The following is a 16,028-nucleotide window of genomic DNA, read 5'->3' as shown; positions in this document are numbered from 1 at the left end:
CAACACAGGGATTTCACACACCCGGGGCCGCGACGGCCTCGGTGTTCTCGGGGTAGTGGCAGGCGGCGCCGTGGTCTCCGGCGGGCGCGAGCCGTACGACGGTGGGCTCCACCTCCGCGCACTTGCGTGCCTCCGCCTCGTCCAGCAGGGCGCGCTTGGGGCAGCGGGTGCGGAAGCGGCACCCCGACGGGGGGTCCGCCGGGCTGGGCAGGTCGCCCTCGAGCAGGATGCGCGTCCGGGAACGCTCCAGCTCGGGATCGGGGAGCGGGATCGCCGACAGCAGCGCCCGCGTGTAGGGGTGCGCGGGCGCGCCGTACACCTCGTCCACCGCGCCGATCTCGGCGATCTTGCCGAGATACATGACCGCGACCCGGTCGGCGAGGTGCCGGACCACCGACAGGTCGTGCGCGACGAACAGGTAGGACAGGCCCAGCCTGACCTTGAGGTCCTCCAGCAGGTTGATCACACCCGCCTGGATGGACACGTCCAGGGCCGAGACCGGCTCGTCCAGCACGATCAGCTTCGGCTCCAGCGCCAGGGCGCGGGCGATGCCGATGCGCTGGCGCTGACCGCCGGAGAAGTGCTGCGGGTAGCGCTCGGCGTGCTCGGGGGCCAGGCCGACCAGGGTGAGCAGCTCGTCGATCCTGGTCCTGATGGCCTTGGCGTCCTTGTACCCGTGCGCGCGCAGCGGCTCGGCGAGGATGTCGCCGACCGGCATGCGCGGATCGAGCGCGGCCATCGGGTCCTGGAAGACGATCTGCAGGTCCCTGCGGAGTGCCTTGCGCTCGGCCTTGCCCAGCTTCGCGCTGTCCTTGCCGAGCACCACGACCGTGCCGCCCTCCGGCGCCTGCAGCTGCATGATCTGCTGGAGCGTGGTGGTCTTGCCGCAGCCCGACTCGCCGACCAGGGCGAGCGTCTCGCCCTGGGCGATGTCGAAGCTGATGCCGTCCACCGCGTACACGGTGCCGACCTGGCGCTTGAAGACCGCGCCCTTCATGAGCGGGTAGTGCCGGACCAGGTCGTCCGCCTTCAGCACGGTCTCCCGCTCGGCACGCGGCGTGCGCTCGCCCGGATCGGCCGGAGCCTCCGGCACGGGGTAGACGGTCGCGCCGTCCAGGCCCTTGAGGTCGATCTCGTGCGAGCGGATGCAGGCCGACATGCGACCGCCGGGGCCGATCCGCTCCAGCTCGGGCTCGACGTCGTCGCACGCCTCCACCTTGAGCGGGCAGCGCGGCGCGAACGGGCAGCCCGGCGGGAGCGCCGCCGGCGAGGGCGGGTTGCCCTCGATCGGGATCAGCCGCTCGGTCGGGCGGTCCATGCGCGGGATCGAGGCGAGCAGGCCCATCGTGTACGGCTGCCGCGGGCGGTAGTAGATCTCGTCCACGGCGCCCGTCTCGACGGGCCGGCCGGCGTACATCACCAGCACCCGGTCGGCCAGGCCCGCGACGACGCCCAGGTCATGGGTGATCATCACGATCCCGGCGCCGGTCTCCCGCTGCGCGGTCTTGAGCACCTCCAGGACCTGGGCCTGGATGGTGACGTCGAGCGCGGTGGTCGGCTCGTCGCAGATCAGCACGTCGGGGTCGTTGGCGACGGCCATGGCGATCATCGCGCGCTGGCGCATGCCGCCGGAGAACTCGTGCGGGAACGCCTTGGCCCGCAGGTCCGGACGCGGGATGCCGACCAGGTCCAGCAGCTCGACCGCCCGCTTGGCGGCCTGGTCCTTGCCGACCTTCTGGTGGATCCGCACGGCCTCGGCGATCTGGTCGCCGATGGTGTAGACGGGGGTGAAGGCGGAGAGCGGGTCCTGGAAGATCATGCTGACGCTCTTGCCGCGGAGCCGGGTGAGCTCCTCTTCCCGCGCGCCGATCAGCTCCTTGCCGTGGAGCTTGACCGAGCCGCTGATCTCGGTGCCCTCGGGGAGCAGGCCCATCACCGCGAGCGAGGTGACGGACTTGCCGGAGCCGGACTCGCCGACGATGCCGAGGACCTCACCCCGGTCGAGCCGGTAGCTCACGCCGCGCACGGCCTTGATGCCGCCGCGGAAGGTGACGTTGAGGTCGTTCACCTCGAGGATGGGCGCGTCGCGCCCGGTGGTCGGCTCGTTCACTTGTTGCTCCCCGGGTCGAGCGCGTCGCGCAGGCCGTCGCCGATGAGGTTGACGCTGAGCACCAGCAGCACGAGCAGGCCGGCCGGGAAGAGGAACAGCCAGGGATAGCCCGTGACCTTGTCGCTTCCCGCGGCGATCAGCGTGCCCAGCGAGACGTCGGGCGGCTGGATGCCGAACCCGAAGAACGAGAGGGCGGCCTCGCCGATGATCGCGCCGCTGACGTTGATGGTGGCGTCGATGATCAGCAGCGAGGAGAGGTTCGGCACGATGTGCCGGAGGATGATCTTCCAGGCGGGGATGCCCATGTACCGGGCCGCCAGCACGAATTCACGTTCCCGCAGCGAGAGGGTCATGCTCCGGACCACCCGGGAGGTGATCATCCAGGAGAAGAGCGCGAGCAGGAGCACGAACCAGAGCCAGGAGCCGCCCTTGAGCCTCGGCGAGATGATCGCGATGATCAGGAAGCTGGGCAGTACGAGCAGCAGGTCCGCCCCCCACATCAGGGCCTTGTCCGCCCAGCCGCCGAAGTAGCCGGCGGCGGCGCCGACCAGGGCGGCCAGGCCGGTGGAGACCAGGGCGACGAGGAAGCCGATGACGATCGACTTCTGCATGCCGCGCAGCGTGATCGCGTAGACGTCCTGGCCGATCTGGGTGGTGCCCCACCAGTGATCGGCCGAGGGCGGAGAGAGGAAGGCCATGAAGTCCTTCTCGGTCCAGTCATAGGGACCGAAGAACGGGCCGAGGTAGGCCAGCGCCAGGAGCAGGACCAGCGCGAGCAGGCCGTAGCGGGCCTGGGGGTTCCGCACCAGGCGGGCGAGAGTGACCTTGGAACGCATCTAGCTCACCCGCACCCGGGGGTCGAGGGCCGCCACGATCAGGTCCGAGAGGAACCCGGCCACCAGGACGCAGACGGCGGCGAACAGGCTCACCGCGGCGACCGCGTTGGTGTCGTGGGTGTGGATCGAGTCGACCAGCCAGGCGCCCATGCCGTGCCAGCCGAAGATCTTCTCGGTGAAGGTCGCGCCGGTCAGCAGCGTGCCGAACGCGAAGGCGAAGTAGGTCGCGGCCGGGACCAGCGAGGTCCGCAGCGCGTGCTTGAACAGCGCGGCCCGGCGGCTGAGCCCCTTGGCCCGGGCGGTCCGGACGAAGTCCTGGCCCAGCACGTCGAGCATCATGTTCCGCTGGATCCGGCTGTAGAAGGCGATCTGCCCGAGGGCGAGGGAGATCGTCGGCAGGATCAGGTGGTTGAGCCGGTTGGTGAACTGGTCCCAGCCGCTCAGCGCCGGGTTGTACTCGCCGGTGTACTCCAGGAGCGTGAACCCGAGGGTGTCGTTGATCCCCACCGCGACCAGGGTCAGCATCGTCGCGAGGACGAAGACGGGGACCGCCATGATGACGAAGGCGCTCACCCCGATCACCCGGTCGCTGAGCCGGTACTGCTTGACCGCGGCGTAGGCGCCGACGGTGACGCCGACGACGCAGCCGACGAGCGTTCCGACGAGCAGCAGTCGCAGGCTGACACCGATGCGGCGGCCCATCTCGTCGTTGATGGACTTGCCGTCCCAGGTCTTGCCCAGGTCGCCCGTGACGACCCCGGAGGCCCAGGTGACGTACCGCTCGAAGACGGGCGTCTTGTCGTTGAGGTTGTAGTCGTCCAGCGTCGCGTCGATGACCGACTCCGCCACCTTGGTCGGTCGGCCTTCGTACTTGGCGCGCGGGTTGAGGCTGGTCGCGGCGAGGAAGTAGGCCATGCTCGCGGCGATCGCCACCAGCAGGACATTGCTGACCAGCCGCTTCAGCAGGTAGGCGCCCATCATCCTCCCCTCGTGTATCGCCGAGAGCGTGCGGGGCGACGTGAGTGGCCCGCTATCCGGGCACGTCAAAACCCCATGAAACGCACGATTGATCCCGCTTTTTACGTTTTATGCGGGATGTTGGAAACGATACCTGCGGCCAAGGCAAAGATAGGACGCGCCATGTAACGATCAGGCGTAACAGTGTCCGGATTCTGTAACACAACGGGCCTTCCGCACGATGTGACCTTCGGCACCTGATCGACATCACCGTAAACATCGGTTGTCCCTGTACGCCGGAGGGCGGCGGCCGGGACAACCCGGCCGCCGCCCTCGGTGAGCAGCGAGAAGATCGGTATGGGGATCGGCCGACGAAATCAGGCCGAGAGGAGCACCTCGCGCCGCTGCGCCACCTCACGGTCCCTGTCGGCCTGCTCGGCCTCGCGCGCTCCCGCCTCCTGCCGGGCCCTGCCGGTCCCGGGAGTCTCCTCGCGCATGCCCCACGGGGAGCCGTACTCGTTCAGCAGGTCCAGGAACGGCACCGCGTCGAACGCCTCCGGCCCCAGCACGCCGGCGTCCTTCCAGACGCCGGTGGCCAGCAGCTCCAGCGCGACCACGGGGTGCACGGCCGTCTGCCAGACCACGGCCTGGCAGCCGTACTCGCGCATGGACCATTCGTTGTCGACCACGTGGTACAGGTACACCTCGCGCGGCGCGCCGTCCTTGCCGGCGCCCTTCACCCACGTCCCGGCACAGGTCTTGCCGCGCATCCGGTCACCGAGCGTGGCCGGATCGGGCAGCCGGGCCGCGACCACGTCGCGCGGCGCGGCCTCGACCCCGCCGACCCGGATCTTGTCCGCGCTGTCCAGGCCGAGCTTGCGCAGGGTCTTCAGGACGCCGATGAACTCCTGGCCCAGGCCGTACTTGAACGTCACCCGCTTGGCGTCGATCCAGCGCGGGACGAGCAGGACCTCCTCGTGCTCGACGTTCACGCACTCGACCGGGCCGATGCCCTCGGGGAAGTCGAACACCTCCGGCTCGCTGAACGGCTCGGTGGTGTGCCAGGCCCCGTCCTCCCAGACGACCGGCGGGTTGAGGCACTCCTCGATGGTCGTCCAGATGGAGAAGGTCGGCGCGAAGTCGTAGCCCTCCACCACCAGGTTCGATCCGTCGCGGACACCGAGCTCCTCGATCTCCGAGAACAGGTGGTCGGCGGCGTAGCGGGCGAACACGTCGGCCAGGCCCGGCTCCACGCCCATGCCCACCAGGGCCAGCCGGCCGGAGTCGCGCCACGCGCCGTCCATGGCGAACTGCTCGTCGCCCAGCTTGACATGGGTCAGCTCGTACGGCCGCTGCGGGTGGGGCCGCGACAGGGACATCGCCATGTCCAGATAGTGCGCGCCGGCGTTCAGGGCGGCCCGGAACAGCGGCATGGTGAAGCGCGGGTCGACGGCGTTGAAGAGCACGTCACAGCGGTGCTCGGCGAGGGCGGCCTCCACGGCGGCCTGGTCGGAGGCGTCCAGCGCGATGGCGCTGAAGCGCGGGTCCCCGATCGCGGCCACCACGTCGGCGGCCCGGCTCTGTTTAGAGTCCGCCACCACGATGTGTTCGAAGAAATTTCGGCGGGCGGCGATCGGAACGACGGCGGAGCCGACGCCGCCGGCTCCCACAAGAAGGATTCTCATGGCGGGACTCTATCCACTGACTGACTGACCAGCCAATAGCGCGACCATGATTTTCTACCGAATCCATCGCTTGCGGGGACGCGGGCCACGGAAACCGTGGCGATACAGGGGGAAATGGCACGCGGAGGCGGCTCGTGGGCAGGCAGGCGGCTCACACGCGGGCGTGCGGGCGGGGCGCTCCGGGGTCGGGGGAGCGCCCGGAGCGCCCCTGGCAGGCCGCGCCCAGCGGGGGGACGGACGCGCCCGCAGCTCGATCGAACCCCGGCCGGGTCAGCTCACCAGCTTGCGCCAGCGGTTCACCCAGTCGGTGTAGTCAGTGCATTCCCCGTCCAGGCCGCCGCAATCCCGTGACGGGCGGGCGGCGAAGAAAACGCGCTTCGACCAGATCTCGTCCCCGACGTGGTGGAGGTCGCAGATCGGGCGGGCCTGGCCGGTGCACGCCGCGGGGTTGGCCGGGGCCAGTCCCGTCCAGGCCGCGGCCTCCTGCTGCACCGCGGGCGAGGTGACCCAGTTCAGCCACCGGTAGGCGCAGTTCGGGCTGGCCGGCCTGGCTGTGATCATCCAGGAGTCGGCCCACCCGGTCATCGGCGCGTCGCCGAAGGCCCGGACCGGGCTGTCCGCACGCTTGAAGAGGTCGGCGTGGTACGGCCACGCCTGCGCCAGCCGCACCGATCCGCCCGCGACGGCGCGGATCAGCTCGATCGGGTCCCGCCAGTAGACCCGGTCGGCGCCGTCCTTCTCGGCCAGCAGCTTCTCCGCCGCGCCGAGCTGGTCGGGGGTGAGCTGGAACGGGTCGTCGATCCCGAGGGCGGGCTCCGTCTCCTTGAGCACGAGCGCGGCGTCGGCGATGCTCAGCGGGGTGTCCCTGATCGCGGCGGGGCCGTCCGCGTAGAGGGCCCGGGGGCCGTCGTGGCGGCCCTCGCCGTGCAGGACCAGGTTGACCCCCCACAGGTAGGGGATGCCGTAGACCTTCTCCCCCGATCGCAGGGCGGGCAGCTCGCGCAGCCGGGCGGGGATGTCGTCGTAGCCCTCGACGAGAGCGGTGTCGAGCGGGGACGCGCCGCCCTCCGCGATCAGCGCCCCGGCCAGGTCGGGGGAGGGCGAGACGACGTCGTAGACGCCGGCGCCGAGCTTGTCCGCCATCTCCGCGCTCGTCCGGACCCGGTCGAGCGTGGCGACCCGGCAGCCGCTCTCCTGCTCGAACGACGCCACCCAGTCGGCCTCCGAGCTCGTCCCGCCGTACTCGACGTGGCCCTGGAAGGTGAGCACCCGCAGGGCGCCCTCGGACGCGCCGATGGACGCCGAGGGCGTGGGGCTCGGGCTGCCGGCCGCGGTGGAGGGGGCCGGGGTGGGCGAGGCCGAACCGGACGGAGCGGGGGTGGGCGAGACCGTGCCGGACGGGTCCGCGACCGGGGACGCGGCCGCGATCGGCCGGGCGTTCCCGGGCCCGGCCGCGAGCCGGGCGCCGTCGACCCCCGTCGCGCAGGCCGCGAGCGCCAGGACTCCCGCCCCGGCCACCGCCGCCAGGCGGGTACGGCGAAGCCTGTCCCTGCCCACGAAACCCCCTCACGACCCCGCCGTCCGGTTCTCCTGGGAGCCTACCGGCCCGGAGGATACCTCCGGATGACCTGCGGCATACCCGGGCTCGACCCGGACGGGCGGGGCCGCGCCCGGGTCACCTGTTCGTGGGGAACCCCAGGTTGACGCCGCCGTGGCTCGGGTCGAGCCAGCGCGAGGTGACGACCTTGCCGCGGGTGTAGAAGTGCACGCCCTCGGTCCCGTGGACGTGGGTGTCCCCGAAGAGGGAGGCCTTCCAGCCGCCGAAGCTGTAGAACGCCATCGGCACCGGGATCGGCACGTTGATGCCGACCATGCCGACCTCCACCTCGTTCTGGAAGCGCCGGGCGGCGCCGCCGTCGTTGGTGAAGACGGCCGTGCCGTTGCCGTACTCGCCGCCGTTGATCAGCTCCAGGCCCTCCTCGTAGGAGGAGACCCGCACGATCGACAGGACCGGGCCGAAGATCTCCTCGGTGTGCACCCGGGAGCCCGGCCGGACGTGGTCGAGCACGGTGGGGCCGAGCCAGAATCCGGGGGTCTCCTCCGCCGCGGCGCCGCCCAGGACCTGGGTCTTGCGGCCGTCCACCACGATCTCGAAGCCCTCGTCGAGGTCGAGGTAGGAGGCGACCTTGTCCCGGTGGACCTGGGTGACCAGCGGGCCCATCTCGGACTTCGGGTCGTCGCCGGGGCCGACGACCAGCCGCTCCACCCGCTCGACGATCTTCCTGACGAGCTCGTCGCCGACCGGGTCCACCGCCAGCACGACGGAGATCGCCATGCAGCGCTCCCCCGCCGAGCCGAAGCCCGCCGAGACGGCGGAGTCCGCGACGAGGTCGAGGTCGGCGTCGGGCAGGACCAGCATGTGGTTCTTGGCCCCGCCGAGCGCCTGGACCCGCTTGCCGTGGGAGGTGCCGGTCTCGTAGACGTACTTGGCGATGGGGGTCGAGCCGACGAAGGAGACCGCCTTGACGTCCGGGTGCTCCAGCAGCCGGTCCACGGCCTCCTTGTCGCCCTGGACGACGGTGAAGATCCCGTCGGGCAGCCCCGCCTCCTTCCAGAGCCGGGCCATCAGCAGCGACGCCGACGGGTCCCGCTCGGACGGCTTGAGCACGAACGCGTTGCCGCAGGCGACGGCGATGGGGAACATCCACATCGGCACCATGGCCGGGAAGTTGAACGGGGTGATCCCGGCCACCACGCCGAGCGGCTGGCGGATCGAGTAGGAGTCGACCCGGGTGGAGACGCCCTCGGAGAAGCCGCCCTTGAGCAGGTGCGGGATGCCGCAGGCGAACTCCACGACCTCCAGCCCGCGGGCGACCTCGCCGAGCGCGTCGGAGTGGACCTTGCCGTGCTCGGAGCTGATCAGCGCGGCGAGCTCGTCGCGGTGGGCGTACATCAGCTCGCGGAAGCGGAACAGCACCTGCGCCCGCTTGACCAGCGAGGCGTCCCGCCAGGCGGGCCAGGCGGCCGCGGCGGCGGCCACCGCCGCGTCCACCTCCGCGGCCGAGGCCAGGTGGACCCTCCCGCTGACCTCCCCCGTCGCCGGGTTGAAGATCTCGGAGGTGCGGCCCTCGCCCTCGACGGGGGTCCCGTTGATCCAGTGGGTGACGTTCTTCACGATCCTGTGCTCCTAAGAGGTTGTCCGGTGCGCCCGGGTCGCTCCCCGCGGCGCGACGACCTCTGTCTAGATCTCTGCGTTGATGACTTCGAGCGCGTTGACGATGATGCCGAGGCCCTCGGCGGCTTCCTCCGTCGTCAGCGTGAGCGGCGGCGCCATGCGCAGCACGTTGCCGTGCAGGCCGCCCTTGCCCGCCAGCAGGCCGGCCTTCTTCGTCTCCTCCATGAACCGGGCCGCGAGCGCCGGGGAGGGCGCGCCGGTGGCGGGGTCGACCAGCTCGACGGCGAACATCAGGCCCTTGCCGCGCACGTCGCCGACTATCGGCAGGCGCGCGGCGGCCTCGCGGAGCCCGTCGATGATCAGCGCGCCGGTCCGGGCGGCGTTGGCCTGGAGGTCGTGGTCGAGGACGTAGTCGAGGGTGGCGTTGGCCGCGGCCATGGAGATCGGGTTGCCGCCGAAGGTCGCCAGGCCGGTGGCGTGCAGGCCGTCCATCAGGTCGCCCCGGGCCACGACGCCGCCGACCGCGAAGCCGTTGCCGATCCCCTTGGCGAAGGTCATCATGTCCGGCGTGACGCCGTGGTTCTGGATGCCGAAGAAGGCCGAGCCGGTACGGCCCCAGCCGGTCTGCACCTCGTCCGAGATGAACAGGATGCCCTGCTCGTCGAGGACCTCCTTGTAGGCGGCGAACAGGCCGTCGGGAGCCATGGTGAACCCGCCCACGCCCTGGATCGGCTCGGCGATCAGCGCGGCGACGTCGCCGCCGACCGCGGTGGACAGCACGTGGCGCAGGTCCTCGACGCAGACCTTGACGTAGTCGGCGTCCGACAGGCCGCGGAACTGGGTGAGGTGCCGGTCGGCTCCGTGCAGGAAGTGCACGTTCAGCGGCGAGAGCGAGTTGTTCTTCCAGGAGCGGTTGCTGGTCACGCCGAGCGCGCCGAAGCTGCGGCCGTGGTAGCTCTGCCGCATGGCCAGCACCTGGTCGGACTTGCGCGCGTAGGTCGCCAGCAGCAGGGCCGTCTCGTTGGCCTCGGTGCCGGAGTTGGTGAAGAAGACCTTCGCGTTCTCGATCCCGGAGAGCTTGGCGATCTTCTCGGCCAGCTCGATCTGGCCGCGCAGGAGGTAGACGGTGGAGGTGTGCACGACGCCGGTGGCGATCTGCCGCTCGACGGCCTCGCGGACCTCGGGCACGTCATACCCGATCATGTTGGTCAGGATGCCCGCGAAGAAGTCCAGGTAGCTCTTGCCCGACGCGTCGACGACCCGGTTGCCCTTGCCGCTGACGATCTCGATGGGCTCGTTGTAGTAAAGGGCCACCCAGTTGGGCATGACCGCCCGGTGGCGCGCAAGAAGGTCCGACATGCATTGAGTATGTCGGTTCACGGCCACCGCTCCTACCGCCAACCTGTCGGGACATGAAGATTAAACCCGTCATGTTGTCAGGTGGAGCGGTGGCCGCGCGTCCCCCGTCACCCGGCCCGCGCCGGATCAGCCCGGAATGCCGGAGGTCTCGGCGACCGGCTCCGCGCCCGGAGCCGCCGCGGGCTTCGGCAGGGGACGGATCACCGTCAGGGCCAGGACGGCCGCGGCCAGGCAGAAGATGACGCCGACCCAGGAGCCGAACGACATGGCCGAGACGAACGACTCGCGGGCGGTCTCCAGCAGTCCCGGGTCGCCGAGCCGGATCGCCCCGGCGATCGAGTCGCGGGCGGCGGCGGGCGCGTCCTGCGGCATCGAGGAGGTGTAGACCCCGGCGAGCACGCTGCCGAGCGCGGCGACGCTCAGCGCCATCCCGACCTGCTGGACGGTGTCGTTCAGCGCCGAGCCGACGCCCGCGTGCGCCGGCGGGACCGCGCCCATCAGGGTCGCGTAGGCCGCCGGGCCCGCGAGGCCGCCGCCGATCCCCATGACCATCAGGCCGGTGATCAGCATGCCGTACCCGCTCTCGGCGGTCATGAAGGCGAGCACGCCGAAGCCGAGCGCCATGACGCCCAGGCCGGCGGCCATGAGCGCGCGGTTGCTCACCTTCTGCCCCAGGCCCGCGCCGACCGCGTTGAACAGGGCGGCGGCCACCGCGTACGGCAGCAGCGCGAGCCCCGCCTTCATGGGGTCGTAGCCCAGCACGAACTGCAGGTACTGGGTGAGCATCAGCAGCAGGGCGCCCGTGCCGAACGACAGCAGCACGATGGAGAAGCTCGCCCCGCTGAAGTTGCGGTCGCGGAAGAGCTCCAGCGGGAGCATCGGGTGCTCGGAGCGGCGCTCCCAGAGCACGAACCCGCCCAGGGCGAGCACGGTCAGCGCCGCCGCGGTCAGCACTTCGGCCGAGCCCAGCCCCTTGGCCGGGGTGGAGATCACCACGAAGACCAGCGCGCTCATGCCCACGATGGACAGCACCACGCCGAGCGGGTCGAGCCGCCGGACCAGGCCGCGCGACTCGGGCATCAGCGCGACCGCCGCCACGATCGCCACGGCGGCCACCGGCACGTTGAGCAGGAAGATCGATCCCCACCAGTAGTGCTCCAGCAGGAAACCGCCCAGCGTGGGCCCGGCGATCACACCGACCATGGCCACGGCGCTCCAGGCCGCGATGGCCTTGCGGCGCTCACTCTCGTCGAAGACGGTGATCAGGATGGACAGGGTGCTCGGCATCAGGATGGAGCCGCCGACGCCCATCAGCGCGCGCACGGCGATCAGGTGCCAGGGCTCGGTGACCACCAGCGCCAGCGCCGAGGCCCCGCCGAACAGCGCCAAGCCGATGATCAGGAAGCGGCGGCGGCCGTACCGGTCGGAGAGGCTGCCCGAGGTGAGCAGCAGACCCGCGAAGACCAGGATGTAGGCGTCGAGGATCCACTGGATGTCCGAAGGGCTGGCGCCCAGGTCGGTCATCAGGGCCGGGATGGCCAGGTTCAGGACGGTGTTGTCCACCACCAGGACCAGCAGGCTCAGGCAGAGGACGCCGAGGATCCACCAGCGCCGGGGGTCCCGCTCGTCCCGCACATCGTTCGATTCGGATCGTACAGTGTTCGATTCCACTCACACAGCGTACGACAACAGTCGAACAGTGTGCGAGGGGATTTATGCTTGAACGGTGAAAGAGCCCTTCACCTCCGTGTGGACCCGCGAGAGCCGGCCCGCCAAGAGCCCCGGCCTGAGCCGCGACCAGATCGTCCGCGCGGCCATGGAGATCCTGGACGCCGAGGGGGTGGACGCGCTGAGCATGCGCCGCCTGGGCGCGAAGCTGGGCTCCGGCGCCACCAGCCTCTACTGGCACATCGCACACAAGGACGAGCTGATGGAGCTCGTCATGGACGAGGTCTACGGCGAGGTCCCGCTCCCCGATCCCGCGGTGACCTCCTGGGAGGACATGGTCTCGATCTTCGCGTACGGCCTGCGCACGACGCTCTCCGAGCACCCGTGGGTGATCTCCCTCATCGGGAGCAGGCCGTCCCTCGGCCCCCGGGCGATGAACCTGTCCTCCCGCATGCAGCAGGTCTTCGAGCGGGCGGGCTTCACGGGCCCGCTGCTGGACTACACGCTCTCCACCGTGCTGGCCTTCGTCCTCGGCTGGACCGGGCCCGAGATCGCCTGGCGGGCCGCCCGCGAGCGCTCGGGGCTGACCGGCGAGGAACTGGACGCCGCCATGAAAGAGACCGTGCACCGGGCCGCCCGCGACTACCCGGAACTCGTCAAGCGCTACGACGAGCACCAGGCGCAGGATCCCGAGGTCATCCAGGCGCTCGCCTTCGACTTCGGCCTCACCTGCCTCCTCGACGGGCTGCGGGTGCGGCTGGCCGCGGGCAAGGAGGACAACCAGCGTTTCGCACCCCCGTCCACGGCAGAGCATGACGAATCAACCAAAAACATGATGTAAGACAACAAGTGGGCGTAGTTACACTCTGCATGGATATCCTCGGTTATCCTCGGTGAGTGCTGCCCACCATCGCCGACGTCCTGGCCCTGGACACCGTCCGCCGGGGCAATCCCCGCGTCGTCGCCGGCGCCGACCGGCTGGACACCCGTGTGCGCTGGGTCCACGTCGGCGAGGTCACCGACATCGCCCACCTGCTGCGCGGCGGTGAGCTGGTGCTCACCACCGGCATCGCGCTGCCCGACGACCACGACAAGCTCGCCGCCTACGTCGCCGAACTGGCCTCGGTCGGCGCGTCCGGGCTCATCGTGGAGCTGGGCCGCAAGTTCGTCAGGGAGCTCCCCCGGTGCGTGGTCGACACCGCCGAGGAGCACGGCCTGCCGCTGATCACCCTGGCCCGCGAGACCCCGTTCGTGCAGATCACCGAGTCGGTCCACGCCCGGATCATCGACCGCCAGCTGGAGGAGCTGCGCGCCTCCGAGCAGCTCCACGAGGTCTTCACCGAGCTCTCGGTCGAGGGCGCGTCCCCGGCCGAGGTGCTCAGCCAGGTCGCCCGGCTCTCCGGCCGACCCGTGCTGCTGGAGAACCTCGCCCATCAGGTCCTCGCCTGCGAGACCGCGGGACGCGACACCGGCACGCTGCTCGCCAGCTGGGAGAGCCGCTCCCGCGCGGTCGTGCTCCAGCAGCGCACCGCCTACGACGCCGCCTCCGGCTGGCTGGTGACCGTGGTCGGCGCCCGGGGTCAGGACTGGGGCCGGTTGATCCTGCTCTGCGACGCGGAGCCCACCCCCCGCGACATCGTGCTCGCCGAGCGCGCGGCGACCACGCTGGCCCTGGGCCGGCTGCTGGAGCGGCACCAGGAGTCGCTGGAGCGCCAGGCCCACGGCACGATCATCACCGGCATCCTCACCCACGCCTACGCCGACCCCGACGAGGCCGCGGCCCGCGCCCGCGCGGTCGGCGTGCCGCTCACCGGGCGCAAGCTGATCAGCGCGGTGCTCCGCCTGGCGGAGTCGCCCGAGGGCGCGCCGGACGGGCAGGAGCAGCTCGCCCGGCTCGGCGAGCTGGCCGACGCCACCGCCGCCGCCTGCCGCGACGCCCGCCTCCCCTCCCTGGTCGGGGCCCTCGACCAGAACCGCGTCGGCGTCCTGCTCCCGCTGCCCCCGCGGACCTTCGCCGAGCCGGCCCTGACCTCCCTGTCCGAACGCCTGCGCGCGCTGTTCGCCATCCCGTTCGTGCTCGCCGCGGGTTCGGTGGTCGAGTCCATCCGCGACGTACGGCGCAGCTTCCTGGAGGCCGAGCAGGTCGCCGACGTCGCCGTCCGGCAACCCGACGGCCGGCCCTTCTACCGCCTGCCCGACCTGCGCCTGCGCGGCCTGCTCCACCTGCTGCGCGACGACGCCCGGCTGCAGACCTTCGCCGAGCGCGAGCTCGGCCCGCTGCTGGCCCACGACGCCCAGCGCGGCGGCGACCTGGCCCGGATCCTCCGCATCTATCTGGACGCCGGACGGAACAAGGCCGTCGCGGCGCAGAAGGCCCACCTGTCCAGACCCGCCTTCTACGACCGGCTCCGCCGGCTGGAGCGCATCCTCGACACCGACCTCGACGACGCGGAGTCGTGCCTGTCCCTGCACGTCGCCCTGCTGGCCTTGGAGTCCTTCCGCAGGGACGCCCCCCGCATCTGACCTCCCGCTGAGGGCGCGTCCCGGGGGCGCACCAGGGGGAATACCATTTCCCGCTATTTCTCGCATTCCGGCCACATTGCCAGGTGGATCCCGCAACGATGGTTCACCGAAGTTTGACCATTAACGGGGAGACACATATGTCACGACGTCTTGTCGCCGGTTTGTCGGTAATGGCGCTCACCGCCACCGCGCTTCCCGCGTGGGCGGGGAGCGTGGAGAGCCCGCCGTTCCCAGGCTCGGCGTTCCCGCTCGGCGAGCGTGCCGCTCCGCTGAAGAGCCAGCGCACGGTGGCCCGGGGCGTCGATCTCTTCAGCGTGATGCACGGCAAGTCCACCCAGGGATGGACGGTGTCGGTGCTGATGCCCAACGGGCACGACAACGGCACCCTGCCCGTCGCCCAGGCGAAGGCCGCGGAGGTCGAGGCCGCCGGATTCACCCCCAGCGTCCTGCGGATCGTACAGCCCGCCGCGGCGGACGCCCCGGCCGTGGAGCGGTACATGGTCCGGATGGGGCTGTGGCCGTTCAAGCAGCGCGCCAAGGCGGACAAGCTGGTGAAGGAGCTCAAGGAAGCCGGCATCCGGGCCAAGACCGACTACCTCGGCGACGACGGGGACGCGGGCACCGGCCCGTGGGAGATGCGCGTGGTGATGGTGGACCCGAGGACGTTCCGGGGGTCCTACAAGACCAGCGTGGGAGTCAACGTCGCCAAGCGTGAGACCACCAGCTCCATGTCCAAGCGCGTCAAGGCCATCGCGGGCGTCAACGGCGGATTCTTCAACATCCACACCGCCAGGGCGCTCCAAGGCGACCCGGTCGGCGTCTCGGTGGTGGGCGGGAAGCTGCTCAGCGAGGGGGTTCCCGGCCGCAGCGGGCTGGTCATCACCGGCCGCAAGGCGCGCATCACCGAGCTGAAGACCACGGTCACCGCGATCTCCTCGGACGGGGCGAGAATCGAGGTGAAGGGCGTCAACCGGGCCGCCGGCGCCGAGGAACTGGTCCTCTACACCGAGGAGTTCGGCGCCAAGACCGCCGCGGACGGCGGGACCGAGATCGTGGTCGACGCCCAGGGCAGGATCGTCACGGCCCGCGCCGCCGGGGGCGCCGTCCCCCGCGGCCACTACGTCCTGCACGGCACCGGCGCCATGGCCGAGTGGCTCTACGAGCACGCCTGGGAGACCTGGACCATGAAGCTCGACACCAGGGTCGCCGACCTGCGGACGCGGCGGGCCGTACCCCTCACCCCGGACACGTACGTGATGGGCGGCGGCGTCGGGCTGGTCAGGAACGGCCGCGTCCGGATCACCGCGGGGGCCGACGGGCACGCCTCGGTCAACATGATGCTCCGCCGCCACCCGCGCACGATGGTCGGCGTCACCAGGTCCGGCGGGCTGATCCTGGTCACCGTCGACGGCCGCAACCCCGGCGTCTCCGTCGGCGCGTCGATGGTCGAGGCCGCGCAGCTCATGCGCTGGCTCGGCGCCAAGCAGGCCATCAATTTCGACGGCGGCGGCTCCACCGCGATGGTCGTCGGCCACAAGGTCATCAACCGTCCCTCCGACGGCCGGGAACGGACCGTCGGCGACGCCCTGTTCATCACCCCCTGACGGTCATTCCCTGACGGTCCCGCGGCCCGTCGCGGAGGGGCGGCCGTCCCGGAAGGGATGCCGGAAAACAAAAAAGGGGCCGCCCCACACGGGGCGACCCCTTTCAAAAGA

The 16,028-nt window shown here is 70.9% G+C and carries 11 protein-coding genes; 3 read left to right on the top strand and 8 right to left on the bottom strand.

Annotation, left to right across the window (positions count from 1 at the left end; all coding sequences use genetic code 11):
* Nucleotides 1–13: 13 nt before the first annotated feature.
* From Plo01_RS35245 to Plo01_RS35210, 8 genes are all read right to left on the bottom strand, one after another.
* A complete protein-coding gene (locus Plo01_RS35245) occupies nucleotides 14–2,110 on the bottom strand; it encodes an ABC transporter ATP-binding protein (protein ID WP_203895111.1) in 2,097 nt (698 codons plus the stop codon).
* Nucleotides 2,107–2,946 (bottom strand): ABC transporter permease, encoded by an 840-nt coding sequence (locus Plo01_RS35240; RefSeq protein ID WP_203895110.1) that lies wholly within the window; start codon nucleotides 2,944–2,946, stop codon nucleotides 2,107–2,109. Before Plo01_RS35240 ends, Plo01_RS35245 begins: the two co-directional genes overlap by 4 nt.
* The gene (locus Plo01_RS35235) at nucleotides 2,947–3,924 is read right to left on the bottom strand and encodes an ABC transporter permease (RefSeq protein ID WP_203895109.1); all 978 of its coding nucleotides are present in this window, start codon (nucleotides 3,922–3,924) and stop codon (nucleotides 2,947–2,949) included.
* 356 nt (nucleotides 3,925–4,280) lie between these two features.
* Nucleotides 4,281–5,588, bottom strand: coding sequence for a saccharopine dehydrogenase family protein (locus tag Plo01_RS35230; RefSeq protein ID WP_239317696.1), 1,308 nt, complete (start codon nucleotides 5,586–5,588; stop codon nucleotides 4,281–4,283).
* Between the two features lie 270 nt (nucleotides 5,589–5,858).
* On the bottom strand, nucleotides 5,859–7,145 hold the full coding sequence (locus tag Plo01_RS35225; protein ID WP_203895108.1) for an extracellular solute-binding protein: 1,287 nt from the start codon (nucleotides 7,143–7,145) through the stop codon (nucleotides 5,859–5,861).
* A gap of 118 nt (nucleotides 7,146–7,263) precedes the next feature.
* Nucleotides 7,264–8,766: a CoA-acylating methylmalonate-semialdehyde dehydrogenase gene (locus tag Plo01_RS35220; RefSeq protein WP_275415452.1), complete on the bottom strand. Its 1,503-nt coding sequence runs from the start codon at nucleotides 8,764–8,766 to the stop codon at nucleotides 7,264–7,266.
* A 63-nt stretch (nucleotides 8,767–8,829) separates the two neighbouring features.
* Nucleotides 8,830–10,122, bottom strand: coding sequence for an aspartate aminotransferase family protein (locus Plo01_RS35215; RefSeq protein ID WP_203895106.1), 1,293 nt, complete (start codon nucleotides 10,120–10,122; stop codon nucleotides 8,830–8,832).
* Nucleotides 10,123–10,248: 126 nt separating this feature from the next.
* Nucleotides 10,249–11,793 carry an MFS transporter gene (locus Plo01_RS35210; RefSeq protein WP_203895105.1) on the bottom strand — a complete coding sequence of 515 codons (1,545 nt, stop codon included), beginning with the start codon at nucleotides 11,791–11,793 and terminating at the stop codon, nucleotides 10,249–10,251.
* 55 nt (nucleotides 11,794–11,848) lie between these two features.
* On the opposite strand from Plo01_RS35210, the gene Plo01_RS35205 reads away from it, so the two are divergent.
* The 3 genes from Plo01_RS35205 (at nucleotide 11,849) to Plo01_RS35195 (ending at nucleotide 15,917) form a co-directional block, all read left to right on the top strand.
* The gene (locus Plo01_RS35205; protein WP_203895104.1) at nucleotides 11,849–12,631 is read left to right on the top strand and encodes a TetR/AcrR family transcriptional regulator C-terminal domain-containing protein; all 783 of its coding nucleotides are present in this window, start codon (nucleotides 11,849–11,851) and stop codon (nucleotides 12,629–12,631) included.
* Between the two features lie 56 nt (nucleotides 12,632–12,687).
* Nucleotides 12,688–14,313 (top strand): PucR family transcriptional regulator, encoded by a 1,626-nt coding sequence (locus Plo01_RS35200; protein ID WP_203895103.1) that lies wholly within the window; start codon nucleotides 12,688–12,690, stop codon nucleotides 14,311–14,313.
* A gap of 137 nt (nucleotides 14,314–14,450) precedes the next feature.
* A complete protein-coding gene (locus tag Plo01_RS35195) occupies nucleotides 14,451–15,917 on the top strand; it encodes a phosphodiester glycosidase family protein (protein WP_203895102.1) in 1,467 nt (488 codons plus the stop codon).
* Nucleotides 15,918–16,028: the final 111 nt, after the last annotated feature.

The organism is Planobispora longispora (assembly GCF_016863135.1).
GTDB lineage: Bacteria > Actinomycetota > Actinomycetes > Streptosporangiales > Streptosporangiaceae > Planobispora > Planobispora longispora.
This window is presented reverse-complemented; position numbering and strand designations above follow the sequence as displayed.